Origin of the sequence: Ideonella sp. WA131b, assembly GCA_023657425.1 — a bacterium.
Taxonomy (GTDB): Bacteria; Pseudomonadota; Gammaproteobacteria; order Burkholderiales; family Burkholderiaceae_C; genus Rubrivivax.
In genome coordinates this window covers 204,510-228,095 of record JAGTJW010000002.1, presented here as the reverse complement: position 1 = coordinate 228,095, position 23,586 = coordinate 204,510, and the positions used below count along the sequence as shown (strand labels likewise).

The following is a 23,586-nucleotide window of genomic DNA, read 5'->3' as shown; positions in this document are numbered from 1 at the left end:
AACTCGTCGCCCAAGATCGCGGCGATGTCCTGGTGTGGGCGCCGGCTTGAATTTGTCTTCTTTCAGCCGGTCTGAACGTGCGTGTTCTTGCTGATCCGTCTTCTTCGGATCACCGTCTCTGACGGTCTTCTTCAGCTCCGTTCTCCTTCTTCTTCAGACTCTGCGCCGACGAGTGTTCGCTCGAGGTGGTTGTCGCGCTCGACGGGTTCGTTGGGGAGCGACGATGGCCAAGGCGGGACAGCGCAAGTGCATGTCGTGCGGGGAGTTTTTCCTCCCCGACCATCGCAGCGGTGAACGTCAGCGCTACTGCTGCGCCGTCGATTGCCGGCGCGCGAGCAAGGCAGCCAGCCAGGCCGCCTGGTTGTCCAAGCCATCCAACCGCGACTACTTCAGCGGCCCCGTGCACGTCGCCCGCGTCCAGGCTTGGCGCGCCGCGCATCCCGGCTACAGCTGCGACCGGGTGCGCCCGCCGCGGGCGTTACAAGATCTCTTGCCGCTGCAAGTGCCTGATTCGATTGAGGAATCGGCCAATCGTGTCGAGGCTCCCGGGGCGCCCCCGACCGTGGCGTTACAAGATCTCTTGATCGCCGAATCGCCTTTGCTGGCGGGGCTTGTGGCCCATCTGTTCCAGCCGGCGCTACAAGATGACATGGCCAGCACCACCCGGCGCCTCGTACAACTTGGGCGCGACGTGATCAACGGGAGGTGCGGTGAAGGCCATCAAGCAGCTACTTCGGCCCGAGCGGCTGCGCCAGGTCCCCGAGCAGTTCAGCTGGGTTGACCAGGCGCTCGTGCAGCAGCACTTCATCGACCGCTGTGAGGCCCGCTCGGCGGCGCTGTACCTGTTCCTGGTCACGGTGTCCGATGCCCAGGGCCTGAGCTACTACGGCTCGGCCACGCTCGCCCGGCGGCTGCACCTGAGTGACGAGCAGTTCGCCGCGGCACGCCAGCAGCTCATCGAGCTGGATCTCATCGCCTATCGCTCGCCGCTGTACCAGGTGCTGGCCCTGCCGGGGACCGTGGCGGCGCAGCGCCCGGCGCCGCGTCCACCGGGCGTTGCCGGGGCCAACACCGGCGGCCAGCCCGTGAGCCTGGCCGCGCTGCTGCAGCAGGCTCGAGCGCGCCGTGGTTGACTACGAGACCTACTGCCGCATCCGTGACCACCTGGTGCGCCAGCAACTCACGGTGGCGCAGACCGCGCGAGCGCTGGGCCTGGATGTACGCACCGTCGCCCGGTGGGCGCAGGCCGAACAGTTCCGAGCGCGCAAGGCCGTGCTGCGCGCCAGCAAGCTCGACGCCTTCAAGGGCCAGATCGTGCGCTGGCTCGACGCCCACCCGTACAGCGCCCAGCAGATCTACCAGCGGCTGCTCGAGGCCGGCTACGGCGGCGGCATCACCATCGTCAAGGACTACGTGCACCGCATCCGCCCGCGACAGCGGCCGGCCTTCCTCAAGCTGGACTTCGAGCCGGGCGAGTGCGCGCAGCTCGACTGGGGTGAGTTCGGCACCGTCGCCGTGGGCAACACGCGCCGGCGCCTGAGCTTCTTCGTGATGGTGCTGTGCTACAGCCGGCGCATGTACCTGGAGTTCACCGTGTCGCAGGAGATGGAGTTCTTCCTGGCCTGCCACGAGAACGCCTTCGCCGCCTTCGGTTCAGTGCCCGCGCGGCTGATGGTCGACAACCTGAAGTCCGCCGTGCTCAAGCGCCTGGTCGGTGAGGCGCCGGTGTTCAACCCCAAGTACCTCGACTTCTCGCGCCATTGGGGCTTCCAGATCACCCCCTGCAACGTGGCTTCGGGTTGGGAGAAGGGACGCGTGGAGAACGGCGTGGGTTACGTGAAGAAGAACTTCCTGGCCGGCCAGGAGTTCATCGACTTCAGCGCCGTGCAGCCCGCCGCGCAGCTGTGGGTGGACACGGTGGCCGACGTGCGCGTGCACGGCGCCACCCAGCGCCGACCCGTGGACATGTTCGAGGAAGAGCGCGCCCGCCTCAAGCGGCTCAACCCCGTCGGGTTCGACCTCGCACGCGTGCGCACGGCAAGCGTCAACAAGCAGTTCCGCGTCGCGCTGGACTCCAACACCTACTCCGTGCCCTCGCGCCATGTGGGTCAACGCCTGACCCTGAAGGCCTGGGCCGACCGCTTGTGCATCTATGCCCACGACCAACTCGTCGCGCTCCACGCGCGAAGCATGCAGCGCAACAAGGACTTCGAGCTTGCCGAGCACGCCCAGCAACTCGCCCAGCAGCGCAAGAGCGCCCGCGAGCAACGCCTGCTGGTGCAGTTCCTGGCCCTGTCGCCGCGCGCCCAAGCCTACCGCGAGGGCCTGGAGGCCCGGCGTGTGAACGCCCGGGTGCACCTGCGCCAGATCCTCGCCCTGGCCGAGATGCACGGCCGCGAGGCCGTCGAGCGCGCCATCGACGACGGTCTGGAGCTGCAGGCCTTCAGCGCCGAGTACATCGCCCACATCCTGGCCGCGCGCCGGCGCATCGGGGCCGAGCCCGCCGCCCTGCAGCTCACCCGCAGTGCCGACCTGCTCGACATCGAGATCCCCGCGCCCGACCTGTCCATCTACGACCGTGAGTGAAGGAGCGACAACCATGCGAGCACGCCACGCCCACCCCGATGCCCTGTCCGCGCAGGCCAAGCTCACCGCGCTGAACCTGCCGTTCATGCGCGAGAACTACCAGCCACTGGCCAAGGCCGCCGCCGACAAGCAGTGGTCGCACTTGGCCTACTTCGCCGAGCTGCTCAACGGCGAGGCCGCCCAGCGCGAGGACCGACGCGTGCAGCGCTGCATCCGCCAGGCCCGCTTCCCCGTGCTCAAGACCATCGACAAGTTCGACTGGAACTGGCCCACCAAGATCAACCGGCCGCAGATACAGAACCTGTTCCACCTGGACTTCGTGGCCCGGCACGCCAACGTGGTGTTCATCTCCGGCGTCGGCCTGGGCAAGAGCCACTTGATGACGGCCCTGGGCTATGCAGCGTGCCAGCGCGGGCACTCGGTGCTGTTCACCGGCGCCATCGACATCATCAACACGCTGGCCACCGCGCAGGCCGCCGGCGGCCTCAAGCGGGCGCTGGCAGCCTACGTCAAGCCCGAGGTGCTGTGCATCGACGAGCTGGGCTACCTGCCCATCGACAAGTTCGGCGCCGACTGCCTGTTCCAGATCATCAGCCACCGCTACGAGCGCGGCACCACGCTGTTGACAACGAATCGCCCGTACAAGCAATGGGCCGGGATCTTCAACAACGACGCGACCCTGGCCTCGGCACTCCTGGACAGGCTGCTGCACCACGTCGAGACCGTCGTGATCGAAGGCAAGAGCTACCGCGGCCAGTCACACGCCGAGATCTGAAGCACGCCGGCATCCACTGCGTGCCGCGTCAGCGCCGGCATCACGCCACTCCCTCCGCGATCCCCTCAGCATTTCGAAACCGGCCAGAACTCAACACGTTCGCACCGGCGCCCACACCTGGCGCTCGCCCAGCAACCGGACCACATCCAGGTGATCTCCGCGTTCGAAGTAGCACCAGAGCAGCGGGAACTTCGCCACCCGCCAGGTTCGAAGCCCTGGTATGCCCAGGAGCTTTCCGAGCGTCGGTGAGCCGATCCCAGGGTCGAGTTCGATCTGGTCAAGCGCCGCGTTGGTGGCGTTGGCCAGCTTCACCGCCACGCGGCTGCCGCCCTTCTTGCGGTGATACCGGACTTCGCCCTGCTGATCGCGCAGCGCCTGCGGGCGCAGAACCGCCGGCTTCAATCGATCTCGCCGCGAGCGATCGCCAGCAGTTCCTTCTCGTCCGCCTTGGTGCGACGACGGCCGGGCCCGGATGCCAGTCCTTCTTCGATCAGATCACGAAGCCTCTTCTTGGCCTGCTCTTCCTGGTCGCGCCGGACCAAGTCGCGGATGTACTCGCTGGTGTTGCCATAGTTGCCGGCGGCGACCCGGTTGTCGATGTACTCGCGCATCGACTCGGGCAAGGCAAAACTCATGGTTTGTCGGCTCATGCGGGCATCTTGGGTGGTTTGACAACTGTTGTCAACTCCGCCGGCTGACCTTCTTCCAGCTCAATGTGTGCGGGAGCGGGTCTCGTCACGAAGCAGAGCGAGTTGCCTGGCCCGGCACGCGCTGGATCAGCGCCGCGGCGAACTTCTCGACGCCGAACCTCATCGTGCCGCGGAAGTTGATGTGCGAGAAGTGCGCCGGGCCGATGCGGCGCAGCCATTCGTCTTCGACTGGGATCCCGTCTCGCTTGAGCCTCTCGACCACCTCGTGCATCCGGGCAGTGTTCCATGCAAGCACGATGTTCGTCAGCAGCGCGTGCGAGCCAGAGATCGCCTTCATCTCTTCACGCCGCCGGCCACGTTCGGGCGCCACCTTGCCCGAGTACACGGCGCGCTGCAACTGGTGTACCGACTCGCCCCGGTTCAGCAAGGTATGGATCTCGCGGCGGAAGTCCTCGATGGCGATGTAGTCGCACAGGAACACGGTTCGCAGCAGTCGGCCCAGGTGCTCCGCAGCTCGGTGCAGCGGATCCCCCTGGGCGGCCGACCCGAAGCGCTGCAATGCCAGCGTGGCGGAGACTCGTCCCGAGCGGATCGACGCCGCCAGGCGCAGCAATTCATCCCAACCGCGCTCGATGGCGGCCAAAGACACGCGCCGGACGGTGACGACTTCCAAGCCATCGGGCACGGTGAATCCACGAGGCAGGTAGAGCTTTCGTTCGGCCAGATCCCGCAGGCGGGGGCACAGATCAAAGCCCAGCAGCTTCGCGATGGCCATCGCCGGATTCGTGTAGCCGTGGGTGTCGACCGCAAGCAGCGAGATTCGAATCTTGTCGGCAGCGTTGTTGTGCTGCTCGATGCCCTCGATGGCGACGCCGGCCTGTCGTTCGTTGAGCACGATGGGTTGGTCGTAGACGATGCCCCACCGGTCGCGCACGTGGGTGTACAGCCCTGCGGCATAGGTGCGCCGGCGTGGGTCCACACGGGCGTTCCAGAGGTGGCGCGACACGTCCAGCGACATCATGTCGGCCGATGCCTTATCGCCGTCGCCCCAGAGCGCCGCGATAGGGGTCCGGCTCTGGAACTCGGCCACGCGCTCATTGGCCCGGCGCAGGCGGCCGCTGCCTTCCAGCGCACGCATGGCCACCGTGACCTGCGAGGGCTCCAGGCCGGAGATCATGGATGCCACGCCCTTGGCATCCGCATCGGTGCCGTGCGCCAAAAGCGCGCCGTACAGGGCCACGAGCTCGCCCGACGACTGGGCGCGGTGCCCAAGCAGCGCTTCGCTGTAGCCAGTGGCGGCATCCATCTCCATCAGCATGTCCGGGAACTGCACGCTTCCGATGAGGTTGTAGATGGTTTCGCGCGTGCGGACCGGCTCGGCTTGATCTGGCGCTGCCGTGATCGCCGGCAGATGGAGCATGCCGTCTGCCCCGATCTCGATCTTTCCGCGCTGCTGGGCCTCTGCCACCGCCGACATGCCGGCCATCAGGTTCGCCAGCAACGGCTCAAGAAAGTCGGCCGCGGACTTGGGCATGCCCAGCAACTCGATCTGCTCGTCCCGCTGCGATGCCCATTCCGCCGGTGGGATGAGCATCTGGTCCCGCTCCCGAAAACTCAGCGAGTGGTCCAGCCAGACGCTGCCCCGGCGCAGACTCTTGCGCATCGACAGCATCGTGCAGGCCTCGAAAGCACGAAGCCCTGATCGCGGGTCAAGGTCGCGGACCAAGCCGTGCCAAGCTGCGCCCACATCCGGCAAGGGCACCCCGTCCTTGAGTTCGGTCACGCCCTGGCGATGCAGCTCCGACCAGGCCTTCCACTGCTCGTAACCCGGATCCCCGGCGCGGCCGCCGAAGTCCAAGTCCTTCAGCACGACCAGGCAGGCGCGCACGCGCTGACTGTCCTCGGCCAACGCCTTGCGAACGAGGGACACAAAGCTGCCGCTGGCCGCATCGCCGAGTTCGGTGAGCAGCTCTCTGGCTTCGAGGACTCGCGCCTGCCAGGTCTTGGATTCGTCGTGCAGAACCGATCTTGCCTTGGCCGCCTGCTGGATCAGGCCCGTCGTGCCACGCACACGGTTTGACTGGGCCTTGTCCGCTGCCTCGCGGAACAGTTGCTGGCTGCGCCGGCTGGTCTGCAAGAGGGCGACATCGGTGAGTTCGAGCAGCGTCACCCGCAGGAAGCAGACCAACTCGATCAGCCGGCGCGTTGGCTTGATCTCCCGCGTCTTCACTGGGCGCCTGGCCTGGACCTGACGGGCATAGGCCTGCTGCTTGGCCAGCGACACGGCGCTCAGATTCCAGTCGTGTGCACCGAGCTCCTTGAGGTAGCGGACCTTGTCGACGGTTTCGGCAAGGGTGCTCGGGCCGTGACGCTTGGATGGCGTCTTGAGCCACTCCAGGTGCGTCGTGTCGGTACCCGGCCGAGCGCTGTACGAAGCGTCGATCACTTTCTGCGCCGCTGCCGGTGGTACGGCGGCATTGACCGCGCCGAGGATCTGCGCCTCCACAGCTGCAAATGCGTCACGAGCCCAGTCCTGCAGGCGGCGCGCTCCTGGGATCAGGATGCGCCGCGTGAACAGCCAGTGGCTGGCCGACTGGACCAGGTCATCGGCGTGGGACACGTCTGCAGCTTGGGCCAGCAGGGCCGCGGTCAGCGCGGCTTCGTCGTCGACTTCAAGTTCACGCAGGCCCAGGTGGGTCTTGGCCCAGAGCTGGTGCTTGGAAAGGGTCTGCCGGCGCTTGTAGATCGACCGCAGGCTGGCGATGGACGGCGGCGAGACGGCCAGGACTTGGGCGGTGTGCCGTAGGAGGTTTCGGGGCAGCACGTTGAAGCCGTCGAGCGGTCGACCGGCAACGCGCATGAACATAAGCATCAGCGCAGCGGGGAGGCGGTGGTCGCTGCGGAACTGCTCCCGGATGGCTGCAACGTCCGCCGACGTGAGCGTGAAGAACTGCTCCCGGTCGAACTCACTCAGGCGAGGCGGCAAGGCCTCCTGGCCGACGAAGCGCAGGGCGAAGACGGGCATGGCAGTGGGCAGCGGTAGGGGGGCGGTCACTGTACCGCTGTGGCCGCCGTCAACCCAGTCAGGCGCTCATCTTGCGGGGGTGGCGCCCGCCGGGAACCCGCATGGATGCTGGGCTTCAAGCCAAAGCGCACCAATCTGCATGAAAAGTACGACTACCCCCTGGCGGGCCTGCCGTCCGTCAGCGTGGGTGGCCAGTGCGGCCTGCTCGACGTGGTGGCCGACCCGGCCTTTGCCAGCAACCAGCGCATCTTCTTCACCTTTGCCGAGCCGGGCGAGGGCGGCAACGGCACGGCCGTGGGCCGGGCGCGGCTGGTCGGCGCGCCGGGCAGCGAGCGCCTCGAAGACGTGCGCACCATCTTCAGCCAGCGGCCCAAGATGAATTCGCGCCACCACTGCGGCAGCCGCATCGTCTTCGATCGCGGCGGCCACCTGCTGGTGGGGCTGGGCGACCGTTTTGGTGGCAAGGACGAGGCGCAGAACACCGCCAACCATCTCGGCAAGGTCATCCGCATCGATGCCGACGGCAGGGCCCCGGCCGACAATCCCTTCGTGGGCCGCAGTGGTGCGGCCCCCGAGGTCTTCAGCCTCGGCCATCGCAACATCCAGGGCGCGGCGCTCCACCCGGGCACGGGCGCGCTGTGGGCGGTGGAACACGGGCCGCAGGGTGGCGACGAGGTCAACCTGGTGCGCGCGGGTCTCAATTACGGCTGGCCGCTGGTCACCTACGGCCGCAATTACGGCCTGGGCACGCGCATCGGCGAGGAAGGCCCCAAGCCGGGCTACGAGCAGCCGCTGCGCCACTGGGTGCCCACGTCCATCGCGCCCTCGGGCCTGGTGTTCGTGACCAGCGACCGCTATCCGGCCTGGAAGGGCCACCTGCTGATGGGCACGCTGCGCGCGCAGGCACTGGTGTTGCTGACGCTGGATGGCGAGCGCGTCACGGGCGAGACGCGCCTGCTGGAAAGCCTGGGCAAGCGCATCCGCGATGTGCGGCAGGGGCCGGACGGCTTCGTGTACGTGCTGACCGACGGCAGCCACGGCGAGGTGCTGCGGGTGCTGCCCTGAGCGTCTGACAGCTGACGGCCCTTGGCAGTTGTCGCTCCAACCCCTCTCGGGCTGAGCCCTTCGTCAAGCTCAGGACAGGCCTGTCGAAGCCCCGCCCCCACCCGCACAGCCCTTTGCAACCACCGCGGTGGTGTTCGTTTCCGGTTCGAACGCCACGGTGATGCTTGAGCGGCAGGCGGTGCCCCTGGCCGGCGCTGTTATGGGGTGCCGAGCAGCGCAGACTTGAGGGCGGCGCGCGCAGCGCGCTTCGTAGACTGACTCACGGCAACTGTCTGAGCGCAGTGAGCGAAGCGAACGCAGCGAGTTTTGCCGTGCGCCCTCAAGGTGAGCAGCGGAGGGGAGTCGGCCCGCAGGGCCGACCGCTCCATCCCAGCGCCGGCCAGGGGCACCGCCTGCCGCGATGGCGCGGAGCTGCGGGTGCGGGGCTTCGACAGGCCTGTCCTGAGCTTGACGAAGGGCTCAGCCCGAACGGAGGGGAGGGCTCAGCCCGAACGGAGGGGAGGGCTTCAACGGGCTCAGCCCGAACGGAGAGGAGGGCTTCGACAGGCCTGTCCTGAACTTGACGAAGGGCTCAGCCCGGGCGGGGTTGGCGCGACGACTGCCAAGGACCGCAAGCCGACAGCCAGCCCCGCTACGCCACCCGCCCGAACCACAGCACCGAGAGCCCCGCCGCCACCACGCTCAGCAGCACGCTCAGCGCCGCGAACAGGGCGCTGATCTCCGTCTCCTTGCGCTCGACCACCATGCGCGCGCTCAGGCTCTCGTAGACCTTCTTCAGGTCGTCGGCCGTGCCAGCGTAGAAGTACTCGCCGTGGGTGAGCACGCTCACGTTCTTGAGCGTCTCTTCATCCAGCCGCACGCGCATGCTCCATCCCTCGAAGCCGATGGTCTCGCCGCTGGTGGTGCCAATGCCCACGGTGTAGACGCGCACACCGCGCTCGGCGGCCATCTTCGCGGCCTCCAGCGGATCGGGGCCGGTGGTGCGCTGGCCGTCGGTCAGCATGATGATCGCCGCGGAGTTGTACGAGCCCGGCGGCACCGGCTTGAACGCCGGGGCGTCGGGCTTGCGGATGTCGTTGTTGCTGCCGGGGAAGTTGCGCTGCCCGGTGACGTGCTGGATCTCGATGCCGTGGTCGGGGAACAGGGTCGCCAGGCTGAGGACGATGCCGCTGCCGGTGGCCGTGCCGCGCTGCAGCTGGAAGCGGTCGATGGCCGCCAGCACGTCGTCGCGGCTCATGGTGGGGGCCTGCACCACCGCCGCGGTGCCTGCAAACGACACCACGCCCACCTTCACCTCGCGCGGCAGGCCGTGCACGAAGGCCTTGGCTGCCTCCTGGCTGGCCACCAGGCGGTTGGGCTTGACGTCCTCGGCACGCATGCTGCCCGAGACGTCCATGGCCAGGATGATGGTGCGCTCGGCCAGCGGCAGCGTGATCGTGGCCGTGGGCCGCGCCACGGCCAGCAGGCCCGCTGCCACGGCCAGCAGCAGCAGCGCCGGCGGCACGTGGCGGCGCCAGCCGGGCCCCCGGCCCATGGCCAGCTTCGCCACCTGCACGCTCGCCAGGCGCACCGTGGTTTTGCGTTTTCTGCGCAGCAGCCAAGCGTAGAGCAGCGCCAGCAGCGGCAGCAGCACCAGCAGCCACAGCATCGAGGGCCAGATGAAGGACATGGCAGGCTCGTCGGTCAGCGTGGTTCAGGCGGCGGCCGCGCGCGCCGCAGCCGGACGGGCGCGCTGCAGGGTGACCGGGCCGCGGCGCGGCGCACCCTGGCGCGCGCGCAGCCGGCGCAGGTCCGACAGGCGCAGCAGGGACTGCAGCAGATCGTCGTCGGTGGCGAGCTCGATGACATCGGCACCCGAGCGCCCGAGTGCATCGAACAGCTCGGTCTCCTGCTGCTCGGCGATGGCCGCGTAGCGCTCGCGAAAAGCCGGGTCGGCGGCGTCGATGAACAGTTGCTCGCCGGTCTCGGCGTCTTCCACCGTCACGAGGCCGACATCGGGCAGCGCCATCTCCATGGGGTCCCACAGGCGCACAGCCACGATCTCGTGGCGGCGCGCCAGGCGCGCCAGCGCATCCGCCCAGCCCGGCGCCGAGATGAAGTCCGACACCACGAACACCAGCGAGCGCCGCGTCATCACCCCGTCGGCCATCCGCAGCAACTCGGCCAGCTGCGTGCCGGCCGGCCGCGGGCCCGGCGCGGCTCGGGCGCGCGGCATGCGCATGCGGGCCAGCAGCTCCAGCACGTGGGCGCGGCTGGCGCGCGGCGGCAGCACGGTGTCGACGCGCTGGCCGTACAGCACCGCGCCGGCACGGTTGCCGTGGCGCGTGATCACGCGCGCCAGCGTCGCCACGAAGCCGCTGGAGACCGCCAGCTTGGTGACGTCGCCGCTTCCGAAGTCGACGCTGCCCGACAGGTCGAGCAGGAACCAGGCGGTCAGGTCGCGGTCTTCGAGAAACTGGCGCACATAGGGCGTCTGCAGCCGCGCCGTGACGTTCCAGTCGATGTGGCGCACGTCGTCGTGCAGCTGGTACTCGCGCAGGTCGGCCAGGTCGACGCCGCCGCCGCGGAAGAGCGTGCGGTAGTCGCCCTGCAGCAGGCCGTCCAGGCGGCGGATCACCGTCCACTCCAGCTGGCGGAGCAGGGCGTCGGCGTCGGGGGCCAGGGCGGTCATGGCGAGGCTCGTTCAGGACTGCGGGTGCGTGAGCGGCTTGTCCGGCGCCGTCACCTTCCTGAGCACGTTCCCGATCAGGTCGTCGGCCGTGATGCCCTCGGCCAGCGCCTCGTAGCTCAGCACCACGCGGTGGCGCAGCACGTCGTGCACGAGGTCGGTGATGTCCTCCGGCAGCACGTAGCGGCGGCCGCGCATCAGCGCCAGCGCCTTGCCGCCCTCGACCAGCCCGATGGTGGCGCGCGGGCTGGCGCCGTAGGTGATGTACTTCGCGGCGTCGGGCAGGTCGTAACGGGCGGGGTTGCGCGTGGCGCCCACCAGCCTGACGGCGTACTGCATCAGCGCCGGGTCGCAGTAGACGGCGCGGCACTCGCGCTGCAGTGCCGCCAGCGCGTGCGTGTCGGTGACGGGGCCGATGTCCACGGGCTGACCCGTCACGCGCTCGGCGATGACGAACTCCTCCTCCTCGCTGGGGTAGTCGACCAGCACCTTCATCATGAAGCGGTCCACCTGCGCCTCGGGCAGCGGGTAGGTGCCCTCGGTCTCGATCGGGTTCTGCGTGGCCATCACCACGAAGGGGTCGGGCACCTTGTGCGTTTCGCCCGCGATGGTGACCTGGCGCTCCTGCATCACCTCGAGCAGCGCGCTCTGCACCTTGGCCGGCGCGCGGTTGATCTCGTCGGCCAGCAGCAGGTTGGCGAACACCGGGCCCAGGCTGGTGCCGAACTCGCCGGACTTCTGGTTGAAGATGCGCGTGCCCACCAGGTCGGCGGGCACGAGGTCGGGCGTGAACTGGATGCGCTTGAAGCTGCCGCGGATCGTGCGCGCCAGCGTCTTGACGGTGAGCGTCTTGGCCAGCCCCGGCACGCCCTCGACCAGCAGGTGGCCCTGGGCGAGCAGCGCCACCATCACGCGCTCGAGGAAGCGGTCCTGGCCGACGACGACGCGCTTGACCTCGTAGAGGATGCGCTCCATCAGCGCGGCGGTGGCCTGGGCTTGTTCCTGCATGAAGTGTCTCGGTGAAGGGTGTCAGAAGGGCGGCATGCCCGCCGTGAATGTCCTAGAAAGGCGGCATGCCTGCCGCCTGGGCCGCGTTCTCGATGGGCACCGCAAAACCGATGCCGATGAAGGTGCGTTGCTCGCTGGGGTTGAGGATGGCGGTGACGATGCCCACCACCTGCCCGTCCATGGTGACCAGCGGCCCGCCGCTGTTGCCTGGGTTGGCGGCGGCGTCGAACTGGATCAGGTTGCTCAGCGTGCGCTCGCCGGCCTCGCTGCGGAACTCGCGCTTGAGGCCGCTGACCACGCCGTGGCTGACGCTGGGACCGATGCCAAAAGGGTGGCCAACGGCGATGACGTGGTCCCCCGGCTGCAGGTCGGCGGTGGAACGCATGGTGGCGGCCTGCAGGTCGTCGGGCAGGTCCAGCGCCCTGAGCACGGCGAGGTCGTGTTCAGGCCGCGCGCCCACCAGCACGGCCTCGCTCTCGTGGCCGCCCGCAAAGCGCACGCGGATCTTCTTGCTGCCCCACACCACGTGCAAGTTGGTGAGGATGGTGCCGTTGTCGATGATGACCACGCCGGTGCCCAGGCTGCGATCCATCGCACGCTTCTCGGGGTTCTCCTCGCCGTCGTCGTCCTCGCTCATCAGGCCCGTCACGCGCACCACCGAGGGCAGGATGGCCTGGTAGGCCTTGGTGGCCTGCGAGGGCAGGGGCGCCTTCTCCAGGCTCTCGCGCACGGCGCGGTCGATGTCGTCCTGCGTCACGGGGCGCTGGCCAGACCCGAGGTGCAGGGCGCCGAACACCAGGGCCGCTGCCAGCGCGGTGCCTGCCACCGCCCACAGCGCCGGATGGCCGGTGACCGGCAGCGTCGGCCGGGCGGCCGGCAGCCTTGCGTCCTCGCCGTCAGCCGGCAAGGGTGGCGTGGCGCCAGGGGCCACAGCGGTGCCCGCGCCTGCTGACGGAGCGACAGCCGGGCGTCGCGGCGAGCGGCTGGTCAGCGGGGCCTTGTTCATGGGCGAGACATGCTCCTGCAAGTCGGCATTCTTGTTCACCCTAACACGGAAAAACACGGTGTGCAGCGCCTCTGCGTCGGCCCTGACGCCGACGCGGCATCATCGGCGCTCATGTGGACCGATTCCCACTGTCATCTCGATGCCCCTGAGTTCGACGCCGACCGCGCCGACGTGTTGCGCCGCGCCCGCGCCGCAGGCGTCACCATGCTGGTGCTGCCGGCGGTGGCCGCCGACCACTTTGCGGCGGTCGTGGCGCTGGCGCGCGCCCACGGCCTGGGCTATGCCCTGGGCATCCACCCGTTGTGGACCGACCGCGCTGCCGATGGCGACCTGGACCGGCTGGCCGAGGCCTTGCACCGCCACCGCAACGACCCGCACCTGGTGGCCGTGGGCGAGATCGGCCTGGACCACGCCGTGCCCGCGCCGGACCCCGAGCGCCAGCACCGCTTCTACCTGGCGCAACTGCGCCTGGCCCGCGACGCCGGCCTGCCGGTGATCCTGCATGTGCGCCGCTCGGCTGATGCCTTGCTGGCGGGCTTGAACCGCATCAACGTGTCGGGCGGCGTTGCCCATGCCTTCAACGGCAGTGCGCAGCAGGCGCAGCGCTTTGTCGAGCGCGGCTTCCGGCTGGGCTTCGGCGGCACGCTCAGCTTCGAGCCGGCGCGCCAGATCCGCCATCTCGCCTCGACGCTGCCTCTGCAGGCCTTGGTGCTGGAGACCGACGCGCCCGACATTCCCCCCTGCTGGCTGTACCGCTCGGCGGCTGAGCGTTCGGCGGGTGCGCCCCAGGGCCGCAACGAGCCGGCCGAGCTGCCGCGCATCGGTGCGGTGCTCGCCCGGCTGCGAGGCTTGCCCCTGGGCGAGCTGGCGGCGGCCACCGTGGCCAACACGGCGGCGGCCTTGCCGCGGCTGGCGGGCCTGCAGGCCGCAGCGCCGCTGCATCCGGCAGTGTCCGACCACTGCGCGCGCCTGGGATAGCTCTTGGACAGCACGCAGCCCAAGCGCCCCCCGCAGACCCTGGCCGGCGTGACCCTGTCCGAGGAAGACGGCGTGCGCTACCTGCACCTGGACACGCCCTGGATCCAGGGCGGCATGCGCATCCGTGCGCCACAGGTGGTGGAGATCGACTACGTGCAGCGCATGCTCGCGGCGTTGCTGTGGCTGCCGCCCGACGGCCCGGCCGACGGTGCGGCGGTGCAGCTGGGCCTGGGCGCGGGCGCGCTGACCCGCTTCACGGCCCAGCAGCTGAAGATGGCCACCACGGTGGTGGAGATCAACCCGCAGGTGATCGCCGCCAACCAGCGCCACTTCCACCTGCCGCGCGAAGCGGAGGTGGTCCTGGGCGATGCCGCCGACTGGCTGGCCCAGGCCCCGGAACGATGCGTGCGGTTGCTCTTCGTCGATCTCTACGACCACGAGGCCGCAGCGCCGGTGCTCGACGGCGCCGAGTTCTACGCCGCGTGCCACCGCGTGCTTGAGCCGGGCGGTGCGATGGCGGTCAACCTGTTCGGCCGCGACGCGAGCTTTGGCGACAGCCTGGGCCGCATCGCCGCCGCGTTCGGCCCCGCGCACACCTGGAGCCTGCGCCCCACCCGCCAGGGCAACAGCGTGGTCGTGGCCACGCGGGGTGCGCGGCTGCCGGCGCGGGCCGAACTGCTGGCGCGAGCGGCCCTGGCCGAGCAGCGCTTCGGGCGGCTCAAGCTGGCGGCGCGCCAGTGGCCGCGGATGATCCGGCCCTGCCCCGTGGGGCTCACCGCGGCCGTGGCAGCGGAGCCGCTGCCCTTACGTGGAAACCACAGCGGGGCGCCGGGGTGCGCTTCCTAGAATCCCGCGTTGGCGGCGTGGAGACCGCGCCCAACCACCTGCGGGAGACGAGGGCTTGAAGATCAAGAGCGAGAAGGACTTCTGGTCCGGACTGATGTTCATCGTCATCGGCCTGGGCTTTGCCTGGGGCGCCACCAATTACAGCTTCGGCTCGGCGGCTCGGCCCGGGCCGGCCTATTTCCCGTTTGGTCTGGGCATCCTTCTGGCGCTGCTGGGGCTGATCGTGCTGTTCAAGGCCCTGACGCTCGAAGTGCGCGGCGGCGACAAGATCGAACCCTGGCCCTGGAAGCCCTGGCTCCTCATCCTGAGTGCGGTGCTCATATTCGGGCTGTTGCTGCCTCGCCTGGGCCTGATCATCACGCTGCCTGTGCTCATCGGCGTGGCCAGCCTGGCCAGCGGTGAGTTCCGCATCAAGGAGGTGGTGATCAACGCTGTGGTGCTGACGCTCGGCTGCTGGCTGGTGTTCAGCAAGGGCCTGAACCTGTCGATCCCGCTGTGGCCCACCTTCCTGGCCTGACCTGAAAGCCGCGCATGGAACTGCTCAACAATCTCGCGCTCGGCTTCAGCGTCGCGTTCACGCTGCAGAACATCCTCTATGCATTCGGCGGTGCCGTTCTCGGCACGCTGATCGGCGTGCTGCCGGGCCTGGGCCCGGTGGCCACCATCGCGATGCTGCTGCCCAGCATCTACGCGCTCGACGCCACCCCGGCGCTGATCATGCTGGCCGGCATCTATTACGGCGCCCAGTACGGCGGTTCCACCACCGCCATCCTCATCAATGTGCCGGGTGAAAGCGCCTCGGTGGTGACGGCGCTCGACGGTTACCAGATGGCCCGCAAGGGCCGGGCCGGCGCGGCGCTCGCGGCTGCCGGCCTGGGCAGCTTCTTCGCCGGCACGGTGGCCACGCTGGTGCTGGCGGCCTTTGCGCCGCCGCTCACCGAACTGGCCTTCAAGTTCGGCCCGGCCGAGTACTTCAGCCTCATGGTGCTGGGCCTCATCGGCGCGGTGGTGCTGGCCTCGGGCTCGCTGATCAAGGCCATCGCCATGATCCTCTTCGGCCTGCTCATCGGGCAGATCAACACCGACGTCATCTCAGGTGTGCCGCGCTACAGCTTCGACATCCCAGAGCTCACCGACGGGATCGGCTTCGTGGCCATCGCCATGGGCGTGTTCGGCTTCGGCGAGATCATCCTCAACCTGGGTCGGCCGGCCGAGCACCGCGAGGTCTTCACGAAGGACGTCAAGGGCTTGTGGCCCACCAAGCGCGACTTCCTTGACGCCTACCCGGCCGTGCTGCGCGGAACGGCACTGGGCTCGATCCTGGGTGTGCTGCCGGGTGGTGGCGCGCTGCTGGCCAGCTTCGCGGCCTACACGCTCGAGAAAAAGACCAAAGGCCGTGAGGGCGAGGTGCCCTTCGGCCAGGGCAACATCCGCGGTGTGGCCGGCCCCGAGAGCGCCAACAACGCCGGTGCTCAGACCAGCTTCGTGCCCATGCTCACCTTGGGCATCCCGCCCAACCCGGTGATGGCGTTGATGGTGGGCGCGATGACGATCAAGGGCATCCAGCCCGGCCCGCAGGTGATGACGAGCAACCCCGATCTCTTCTGGGGCCTGATCGCCAGCATGTGGATCGGCAACCTCATGCTGATCATCCTGAACCTGCCGCTCATCGGCATCTGGATCAAGCTGCTGACGGTGCCCTACCGCTTTCTCTATCCGGCCATCCTCAGCTTCTGCTGCATCGGCCTGTACACGCTCAACAACAACAACTTCGACATCTTCATGGCGGCAGCCTTTGGCGTGGTCGGCGTGGTGTTCTACCGCCTGGGCTGCGAGCCGGCGCCGCTGCTGCTGGGCTTCATCCTCGGGCCCATGATGGAAGAGAACCTGCGGCGGGCGCTGCTGCTGAGCCGGGGCGACTGGACCACCTTCCTGAGCCGGCCGCTGTCGGCGGGGCTGCTGATCGCCTCGGTGCTTCTCATCGTGATCGTCATGCTTCCCGGCATCAAGAAGCAACGCGAGCAGGCCTTCCAGGACCCCGATTGAGGCCCCCCCCGAAGCGCCTTCGGCGCTCCCCCCCAGGGGGGCGCCCCGAGCGGCCGGGCACAGCCCGTCCACCGCGGCCGCTTGATGGCGCCTGCGCGGCCTTTGGCCGCTTGACGGCATGAGCGCGCCGGGCCGCTCCCAAGCGCTCATCCCGCAGTGCGCAGCACGGAGGGTAGTCCAGTGAGCCTGCCTGCCGCGCTGCAGCCGCTCGAGAGCCCGGTCTTTCGGGGCTTGTGGGCCGCCTGGCTGGCGGCCAACCTCACGATGTGGATGAACGACGTCGCGGCCGCCTGGCTGATGACGTCGCTGACCACCAGCCCCGTGATGGTGGCGCTGGTGCAGACGGCGTCGACACTGCCGGTGTTCCTGCTCGGCTTGCCCAGCGGGGCGCTGGCCGACATCGTGGACCGCCGTCGCTGGTTCGCGTTCACGCAGCTGTGGGTGTGCGTCGTGGCGCTGGTGCTGGCCGCGATGTCGCTGAGCGGCCGGCTCACCGCCGGCTGGCTGCTGGCGCTGACCTTCCTCAACGGCGTGGGCATGGCCATGCGCTGGCCGGTGTTCGCGGCCATCGTGCCCACGGTGGTGAGCCGGGCGCAGTTTCCGCAGGCGCTGGCGCTCAACGGCATCGCGATGAACCTGTCACGCGTGATCGGCCCGGTGCTGGCCGGCGCGCTGTTGGCAGCGGTGAGCCCGGCCGCGGTGTTCGTGCTCAACGCGCTGCTGGCGCTGTTCGCCTTCTGGATGATCTTGCGCTGGAAGGGCGCACCGCGCGCCAGTGCGCTGCCCGGCGAGCGCTTTGTCGGCGCCATGCGCGTGGGCATCAACTACGCGATGCAGGCGCCGCGGCTCAAGCTCATCCTGCTGCGCGTGTTCCTGTTTTTCCTGCAGAGCACGGCGCTGGTGGCGCTCTTGCCGCTGGTGGCGCAGGGACTGCACGGGGGCGGCGCCGGGTTCTTCACGGTGATGCTGTCGTGCCTGGGGCTCGGCGCGGTCATTGCCGCGCTGTACTTCCCGCGCTGGCGCGAGCGTTACACGCCCAACCAGTTCGTGGTGGCGGGCACGCTGGTGCACGCGGCGGCCTCGGCGCTCATCGTCACCGTGCCCGAGGTCTGGGTGGCACTGCCGGCCATGGTGGTGGCGGGCATGGCCTGGATCTCGGTGGCCAACTCGCTGACGCTGGCCGCCCAGAGCACCATGCCCGACTGGGTGCGGGCACGTGGCATGAGCATCTACCAGATGGCGCTGATGGGCGGCTCGGCGGCCGGTGCGCTGCTGTGGGGTCAGGTGGCCGCGTTCGCGGGTGTCAACGGTGCCGTGCTGGCGGCCTCGGCCTTTGCCGTGCTGGTGGCGGCGGCGCTGCGCCGCACCAGCATCGTGGGCGAGGTCGCACCCGACTTCAGCCCCGCGCCGGCAGTTGCCGCGCCCGAGCCCGCGATGCCGGTGGACGACGACGCCGGCCCGGTGATGGTGACGGTGGAGTACCGCATCGACCCGGCACGAACGGCCGAGTTTGCGGCCGTCATGGAGCGCACGCGCCGCGCCCGCCTGCGCCAAGGCGCGCTCAGCTGGGGGCTGTTCCACGACGTCGCCCAGCCTGGCCGCTGCATCGAGGTCTTCGTCGACGAGAACTGGCTCGAGCACCAGCGACGGCTCGAGCGCTTCACCGCCTTCGACGCCGACCTGCGTGGGCAGCGCCTGGCCTTCCACCTGGGCCCCGAGCCGCCGAAGCTCAGCCGCTTCGTGGCCGATGGCCGGGTGGCGCCGCCGGATCTGTAGCCCCGCTACGATGCGCGCGAGAAGCGCGTTTTCTGCGCCGGCACCGAGCACCTCACCATGCCCCACACCTTCGACTGGAGCGCCGGCTATGCCAGCCAGCGCAGCCCCTTGTTTGCCCGCAACGTCGTCAGCACCTCGCACCCGCTGGCGGCCCAGGCCGGCCTGCGCATGCTGCAGGCCGGCGGCAATGCGGTCGACGCGGCCATTGCCACCGCGGCGGTAATGACCATCGTCGAACCCTGCAGCAACGGCCTGGGTTCCGACGCCTTCTGCATCCTCTGGGACGGCGCGCAGCTGCACGGCCTGAATGCCAGTGGCTGCGCGCCGCAGGCCTGGACGCCGGAGTACTTCCACCGCAAGTACGGCACGGACGTCAAGGCTCCGGCCAAGCGCGGCTGGGACAGCGTGACCGTGCCCGGTGCCGTGGCCGGCTGGGTGGCCCTGAACCGGCGCTTCGGCAGGCTGCCGTTCGAAGACCTCCTGCAACCCGCCATCGAGGTGGCCGAGCGCGGCTATGCGGTGCCGGTCATCGTGCAGCAGAAGTGGACCAACGCCGCCAACCTGCCCGAGCTGACCTCGCAACCCGGCTTTGCCGAGACCTTCCTCCCGCACGGTCGTGCGCCGCACGTGAGCGAGCTGTTCCGCTTGCCCGACGCCGCGAAGACGCTGCGCCTCATCGGCCAGACCAAGGGCGAGGCCTTCTACCGCGGCGAGGTGGCCGCCGCCGCCGAGGCCCACGCTCGAGCCCATGGTGGTGCGATGACCGCGGCCGACTTCGCCGCCTACGCGCCGGAGTGGGTGACCCCGCTCGCGCAAGATTACCGCGGCTACACGTTGCACGAGATCCCGCCCAACGGCCAGGGCATCGCGGCGCAGATCGCGCTCGGCATCCTGCAGCACTTCGACATCGCCTCGCTCAAGGTCGACGGCACCGACAGCCAGCACCTGCAGATCGAGGCCATGAAGCTGGCCTTTGCCGACGTGTACCGCTATGTGGCCGAGCCGCGCGCCATGCGCCTGACGCCTGCGCAGATGCTCGACCCGGCCTACCTGGCCGCGCGCGCCCGGCTCATCGACCCAAAGCGTGCGCAGGACTTCGGCCCTGGCCACGGCCCCACCGGCGGCACCATCTACCTGACGGCGGCCGACTCGAGCGGCATGATGGTCAGCTTCATCCAGAGCAACTACATGGGCTTCGGCAGCGGCGTCGTCGTGCCGGGCTACGGCCTGAGCCTGCAGAACCGCGGCCACGGCTTCACGCTCGACGAGAGCCGCGACAACGTGGTCGGGCCGGGGAAGCGGCCGTTCCACACAATCATTCCCGCGTTCCTCACCAGGCAGGGCAAGCCGGTGATGAGCTTCGGCATCATGGGTGGCGACATGCAGCCGCAGGTGCACATGCAGACCACCGTGCGCATGCTCGACCACCACCAGAACCCGCAGGCCGCGTGCGACGCGCCGCGCTGGCGCTGCTTTGGCGGCGCCGTCAACGTCGAGCCCGGCTTTGCGCCCGCGACGGCGCAGGGACTGGCCGAACGCGGCCACCGCATCGAGGCCTTCAGCGACAGCTATCAAGATTACGGCGCCGGCCAGTTCATCTGGCGCCTCGACGAAGGCGAGGGCGACGCCGCCGAGCGCGGTTATGCCGCCGCCAGCGACCCTCGCCGCGATGGCCAGGCCGCGGGCTACTGAGAGCTTGTGAAGCATTCCGCCACGCCCGCTCGTGCGCCCGGGCTGGCGCCCCGACTTCACGATGCACGGCGTGGCCGGCGTCGTCGGGCCGCACGACGACTGCCTTGTCGTGCGCACGCCGTCGAACCCGAGCTTCTCCTGGGGCAACCTGCTGCTGCTGGCGGCGGCGCCGCGCGATTCCAGCGTGTGGCCACGCACCCCGACTGGCGCCGACGTGGCCTGGCGCGCGCGCTCGTGCACGGCGTGGGCCGGCACGCGCTGCAGGCCTGGCAGGCCGCCGAAGTGATCATGGTGGCCGACCCCGACGACGTGGCGATCCAGCTGTACCGCTCGCTGGGCTGGCGGGAATTCGAGCGCGAGTGGTGCTTCGAGCGCCGCTCACCCCGCGATCGCGCCGCATGACGGCGCCGGCACTGCCCTGGGCCGGCCTGGCGCTGGCCGCGGCCGGCGCCATCGCCTTCAGTGGCAAGGCCATCATCGTGAAGCTGGCCTACCGCCACGGCGTCGACGCGGTCACGCTGCTGATGTACAGGATGCTGTTCTCGCTGCCGCTCTTCGTGGCGCTGGCCTGGTGGGCCGGGCGTGGCAAGCCGCCCTTGTCGCGGCGCGATCTGATGCTGGTGGCCGGCCTGGGCTTCAGCGGTTACTACCTCGCGAGCTTCCTCGACTTTCTGGGCCTGCAGTACATCAGCGCCAGCCTGGAGCGGCTGATCCTGTACCTCACGCCGACGCTGGTGCTGGGCTTCGGTGCGCTGTTTTTTGGCCACCGTGTCACGGCGCGGCAATTGCTGGCGCTGGCCGTCAGCTACGCCGGCGTGCTGCTGGTCTTTGGCCACGAGGTGCGCTTCAGCGGCATCGACACGCTCATCGGCGCGGCGCTGGTGTTCGGCGGCGCCATCAGCTATGCCGTCTACCTGGTGTTCAGCGGCGAGCACGTGGCCCGGCTCGGTGCGCTGCGGCTCACCGGCTGGGCCACCAGCATCGCGGCGCTGCTGTGCATCGCGCAGTTCCTCGTGCTGCGGCCACTCGCGGTGGCCGAGGTGGCGACACCGGTGTTGTGGCTGAGTGTGCTCAACGCGCTGGCCTGCACCTGTGCGCCGGTGATCATGGTGATGCTGGCCATCGAGCGCATCGGCGCCACGCTGACGGCGCAGACCGGCATGATCGGCCCGCTGTCGACGCTGCTGATGGGCGTGTGGCTGCTCGGCGAGCCGTTCAACACCTGGATCGCCGCCGGCACCGTGCTCGTGCTCGCCGGCGTGGCGCTGCTGGCGCGGGCGCGCTGAACCCTCCAATCCCCACGAAGGACACCGCACATGGACATGGGCATCAAGGGCTGCTGGGCATTGGTGTGCGCCGCCAGCAAGGGCCTGGGCCGCGGCTGCGCCGAGGCGCTGGCGGCCGAAGGCGTGAACCTTGTGATCACCGCGCGCGGCGCCGAGGCGCTGGAGGCCACGGCCGCGCAAATGCGCGAGCGTTTCCTGGGCGTGAGCGTGCGCACGGTGGCCGGCGACATCGCCACGCCCGAGGGCCGGGCCGCCGCGCTGGCGGCGGCGCCGCAGGTGGACATCCTCGTCAACAACGCCGGCGGCCCGCCGCCCGGCGACTTCCGCGACTGGGACCGCGAGGCCTGGCTCAAGGCACTGGACGCCAACATGCTGACGCCCATCGAGCTGATCAAGGCCACGGTCGACGGCATGGCCGGGCGCGGCTACGGCCGCATCGTCAACATCACCTCGGCGGCGGTGAAGGCGCCGATCGACATCCTCGGCCTGAGCAACGGCGCGCGCAGCGGGCTCACCGGCTTTGTGGCCGGGCTGGCGCGGCAGCCGGGCATCGCCAGCCGCAACGTAACGATCAACGCGCTGCTGCCCGGCCCGTTCGAGACCGACCGACTGCGCAGCACCATGGCTGGCGCGGCCGCCAAGGTCGGGAAGCCCATCGAGGCGGTGATGGACGAACGACGCGCGCTCAACCCGACCCGCCGCTTCGGCACGCCGGCCGAGTTCGGTGCGGTTTGCGCTTTCCTGTGCAGCGTGCATGCGGGCTACATCACCGGCCAGAACATCCTGCTCGACGGCGGGGCGTACCCGGGTACTCTTTGAACGCCCTCCGGTGCAGGGTTTTGCCCAGCCCACGGCAGGTCCGGCGGATCAGCGCGCCGGCTGCGGCTCCAAGCAGCGACGCCCAGGTCCGCTCAGGCCAGCTGGCGCCGCCGAAGGCTCACGCCGATGCCACCCACGATGAGCACGAAGGCCGCCGCGTGGTAGGCCTGCGGCGCTTCGCCCAGCACCAGTGTTGACAGCAGCGCGGCGAACAGCGGCGTCAGGTTGTTGAAGAACGCCGCCAGCGCCGGGCCGCCCTCGGCCACGCCCAGGCCCCAGCAGCGGTAGGCCACGATGCTGGCGCCCAGCGACACGTACAGCAGAGCAAGCGCCACGCCCCAGCTCCAGCGTATGGGCGCGGCGCCCAGCGCCTGCTCGCCGGCCGTGAACAAAGACGCCGCCAGCAGCCCGAACAGCGTCTGCACCAGGAGGAAGCCTGCCCAGTCCCAGGGCGGGCGGTTCGCGCCCTGCAGGTGCGCCGGCGGCCTCGCCAGCAGCCAGCTGTAGAAGGCCCAGCCGATGACCGCCACGAGGATGAACAGGTCGCCCGGCACAAAGCGCACCGCCAGGAGCGATTGCCAGGAGCCGCGGCCGATCACCAACACCACCCCCGCCAGGCCGAGCGCGGCGCCGGCCAGCTGCCGCCGTGTCGGCCGTTCGCCGTAGGCCAGCGCGCCCACGGCCAGCATCCACACCGGCATGCTCGCGGCCACCAGCGTGACGTTGATCGGGCTGGAGCTCACCAGCGCCAGGTACTGCAGCGAGTTGAAGGCGCCCACGCCCAACAGGCCGACGAGGAACAGATAACCGGCGCGTTCGCGGATGGCGCGCCAGGGCCGCAGCGCGCGCCAGGCCAGCGGCAGCAGGATCAGCGCCGTCAGCAGCCATCGCAGGAGGTTCAGTGTCAGCGGCGGCACTTCGCCGGCGAGCAGCCGGCCGACGACGGCATTGCCGGCCCACAGCAACGGCGGCAGCGTCATCAGCAGTGCCAGGCGCGGCGTCAGCGTCATGCTGGGTCGATGGGCAGCGCCGGCATGGGCGCGCCACAGTTCCAGCACAGCTCGAAGGGGCCGTCGATGATCTCGTGGCAGCCCGGGCAAGCCCAATGGCGGGCAGGCGCGTGTTGCAGCGCCGTCAGTTCCCGCAAGGCCTGCGCGTGCAGGGGATCGTCGAGTACCCAGATCTCCGGCAGGCTCTGGTCAGGCGGGATCTCGCCAGCGATGGAACACGCGTTGGCGCGCATCACGCGGCAGGGGTAGCCGGCGCTACCGAGCATGTCGGCCCACAGCGTGGCCAGCGCAAGGTTGGGGGCGGGGGCGAGGCGCTTCATCGGCCCGGACGATGGTGCCACGGGATGTCA

22 protein-coding genes are annotated in these 23,586 nt (G+C 69.5%); 13 read left to right on the top strand and 9 right to left on the bottom strand.

Annotated features, from left to right (window positions below; genetic code table 11):
• Positions 1-710 precede the first annotated feature (710 nt).
• The 3 genes from KA711_11085 to istB are packed head-to-tail and all read left to right on the top strand — an operon-like array spanning position 711 to position 3,361.
• Positions 711-1,133 carry a hypothetical protein gene (locus KA711_11085; protein MCM0609516.1) on the top strand — a complete coding sequence of 141 codons (423 nt, stop codon included), beginning with the start codon at positions 711-713 and terminating at the stop codon, positions 1,131-1,133.
• On the top strand, positions 1,126-2,586 hold the full coding sequence (istA, locus tag KA711_11080) for an IS21 family transposase (GenBank protein ID MCM0609515.1): 1,461 nt from the start codon (positions 1,126-1,128) through the stop codon (positions 2,584-2,586). Before KA711_11085 ends, istA begins: the two co-directional genes overlap by 8 nt.
• A gap of 13 nt (positions 2,587-2,599) precedes the next feature.
• Entirely contained in the window at positions 2,600-3,361 is a 762-nt protein-coding gene (gene istB / locus KA711_11075) for an IS21-like element helper ATPase IstB (GenBank protein MCM0609514.1), read from the top strand.
• A gap of 90 nt (positions 3,362-3,451) precedes the next feature.
• Here the strand turns inward: istB and KA711_11070 are convergent, their stop codons facing one another.
• The 3 genes from KA711_11070 to KA711_11060 all read right to left on the bottom strand — a co-directional run bounded on the left by KA711_11070 (position 3,452) and on the right by KA711_11060 (position 7,036).
• On the bottom strand, positions 3,452-3,763 hold the full coding sequence (locus KA711_11070) for a type II toxin-antitoxin system RelE/ParE family toxin (protein ID MCM0609513.1): 312 nt from the start codon (positions 3,761-3,763) through the stop codon (positions 3,452-3,454).
• Positions 3,760-3,996, bottom strand: a complete 237-nt coding sequence (locus KA711_11065; GenBank protein MCM0609512.1) for a type II toxin-antitoxin system ParD family antitoxin — start codon at positions 3,994-3,996, stop codon at positions 3,760-3,762. The genes KA711_11070 and KA711_11065 overlap by 4 nt, the downstream gene beginning before the upstream one ends.
• Positions 3,997-4,096: 100 nt before the next feature.
• Positions 4,097-7,036 (bottom strand): Tn3 family transposase, encoded by a 2,940-nt coding sequence (locus KA711_11060; protein MCM0609511.1) that lies wholly within the window; start codon positions 7,034-7,036, stop codon positions 4,097-4,099.
• A gap of 105 nt (positions 7,037-7,141) precedes the next feature.
• On the opposite strand from KA711_11060, the gene KA711_11055 reads away from it, so the two are divergent.
• On the top strand, positions 7,142-8,101 hold the full coding sequence (locus KA711_11055; GenBank protein MCM0609510.1) for a PQQ-dependent sugar dehydrogenase: 960 nt from the start codon (positions 7,142-7,144) through the stop codon (positions 8,099-8,101).
• A gap of 631 nt (positions 8,102-8,732) precedes the next feature.
• Here the strand turns inward: KA711_11055 and KA711_11050 are convergent.
• The 4 genes from KA711_11050 to KA711_11035 form a co-directional block, all read right to left on the bottom strand.
• Positions 8,733-9,770: a VWA domain-containing protein gene (locus tag KA711_11050; protein MCM0609509.1), complete on the bottom strand. Its 1,038-nt coding sequence runs from the start codon at positions 9,768-9,770 to the stop codon at positions 8,733-8,735.
• A 24-nt stretch (positions 9,771-9,794) separates the two neighbouring features.
• Entirely contained in the window at positions 9,795-10,772 is a 978-nt protein-coding gene (locus KA711_11045; protein MCM0609508.1) for a DUF58 domain-containing protein, read from the bottom strand.
• Between the two features lie 12 nt (positions 10,773-10,784).
• Positions 10,785-11,744: an AAA family ATPase gene (locus KA711_11040; GenBank protein MCM0609507.1), complete on the bottom strand. Its 960-nt coding sequence runs from the start codon at positions 11,742-11,744 to the stop codon at positions 10,785-10,787.
• 85 nt (positions 11,745-11,829) lie between these two features.
• Complete coding sequence (locus tag KA711_11035) at positions 11,830-12,783, bottom strand: trypsin-like peptidase domain-containing protein (GenBank protein MCM0609506.1); 954 nt, start codon at positions 12,781-12,783, stop codon at positions 11,830-11,832.
• 111 nt (positions 12,784-12,894) lie between these two features.
• Between KA711_11035 and KA711_11030 the strand changes: the two genes are divergently transcribed.
• The 9 genes from KA711_11030 to KA711_10990 all read left to right on the top strand — a co-directional run bounded on the left by KA711_11030 (position 12,895) and on the right by KA711_10990 (position 22,226).
• Entirely contained in the window at positions 12,895-13,761 is an 867-nt protein-coding gene (locus KA711_11030) for a TatD family hydrolase (protein ID MCM0609505.1), read from the top strand.
• A 114-nt stretch (positions 13,762-13,875) separates the two neighbouring features.
• Entirely contained in the window at positions 13,876-14,607 is a 732-nt protein-coding gene (locus KA711_11025) for a methyltransferase domain-containing protein (protein ID MCM0609504.1), read from the top strand.
• 55 nt (positions 14,608-14,662) lie between these two features.
• A complete protein-coding gene (locus KA711_11020) occupies positions 14,663-15,124 on the top strand; it encodes a tripartite tricarboxylate transporter TctB family protein (GenBank protein MCM0609503.1) in 462 nt (153 codons plus the stop codon).
• A gap of 14 nt (positions 15,125-15,138) precedes the next feature.
• Positions 15,139-16,653 (top strand): tripartite tricarboxylate transporter permease, encoded by a 1,515-nt coding sequence (locus KA711_11015; GenBank protein ID MCM0609502.1) that lies wholly within the window; start codon positions 15,139-15,141, stop codon positions 16,651-16,653.
• A 180-nt stretch (positions 16,654-16,833) separates the two neighbouring features.
• Positions 16,834-18,429 carry an MFS transporter gene (locus KA711_11010; GenBank protein MCM0609501.1) on the top strand — a complete coding sequence of 532 codons (1,596 nt, stop codon included), beginning with the start codon at positions 16,834-16,836 and terminating at the stop codon, positions 18,427-18,429.
• A gap of 57 nt (positions 18,430-18,486) precedes the next feature.
• On the top strand, positions 18,487-20,121 hold the full coding sequence (locus tag KA711_11005) for a gamma-glutamyltransferase family protein (GenBank protein MCM0609500.1): 1,635 nt from the start codon (positions 18,487-18,489) through the stop codon (positions 20,119-20,121).
• A 186-nt stretch (positions 20,122-20,307) separates the two neighbouring features.
• The gene (locus tag KA711_11000) at positions 20,308-20,523 is read left to right on the top strand and encodes a GNAT family N-acetyltransferase (protein MCM0609499.1); all 216 of its coding nucleotides are present in this window, start codon (positions 20,308-20,310) and stop codon (positions 20,521-20,523) included.
• The gene (locus tag KA711_10995; protein ID MCM0609498.1) at positions 20,520-21,407 is read left to right on the top strand and encodes a DMT family transporter; all 888 of its coding nucleotides are present in this window, start codon (positions 20,520-20,522) and stop codon (positions 21,405-21,407) included. The genes KA711_11000 and KA711_10995 overlap by 4 nt, the downstream gene beginning before the upstream one ends.
• Before the next feature lie 30 nt (positions 21,408-21,437).
• Positions 21,438-22,226, top strand: coding sequence for an SDR family oxidoreductase (locus tag KA711_10990; protein ID MCM0609497.1), 789 nt, complete (start codon positions 21,438-21,440; stop codon positions 22,224-22,226).
• A gap of 92 nt (positions 22,227-22,318) precedes the next feature.
• On the opposite strand, the gene KA711_10985 is transcribed toward KA711_10990, so the two are convergent.
• Complete coding sequence (locus tag KA711_10985) at positions 22,319-23,236, bottom strand: DMT family transporter (protein MCM0609496.1); 918 nt, start codon at positions 23,234-23,236, stop codon at positions 22,319-22,321.
• Entirely contained in the window at positions 23,233-23,556 is a 324-nt protein-coding gene (locus tag KA711_10980) for a DUF2007 domain-containing protein (GenBank protein MCM0609495.1), read from the bottom strand. The genes KA711_10985 and KA711_10980 overlap by 4 nt, the downstream gene beginning before the upstream one ends.
• Positions 23,557-23,586: the final 30 nt, after the last annotated feature.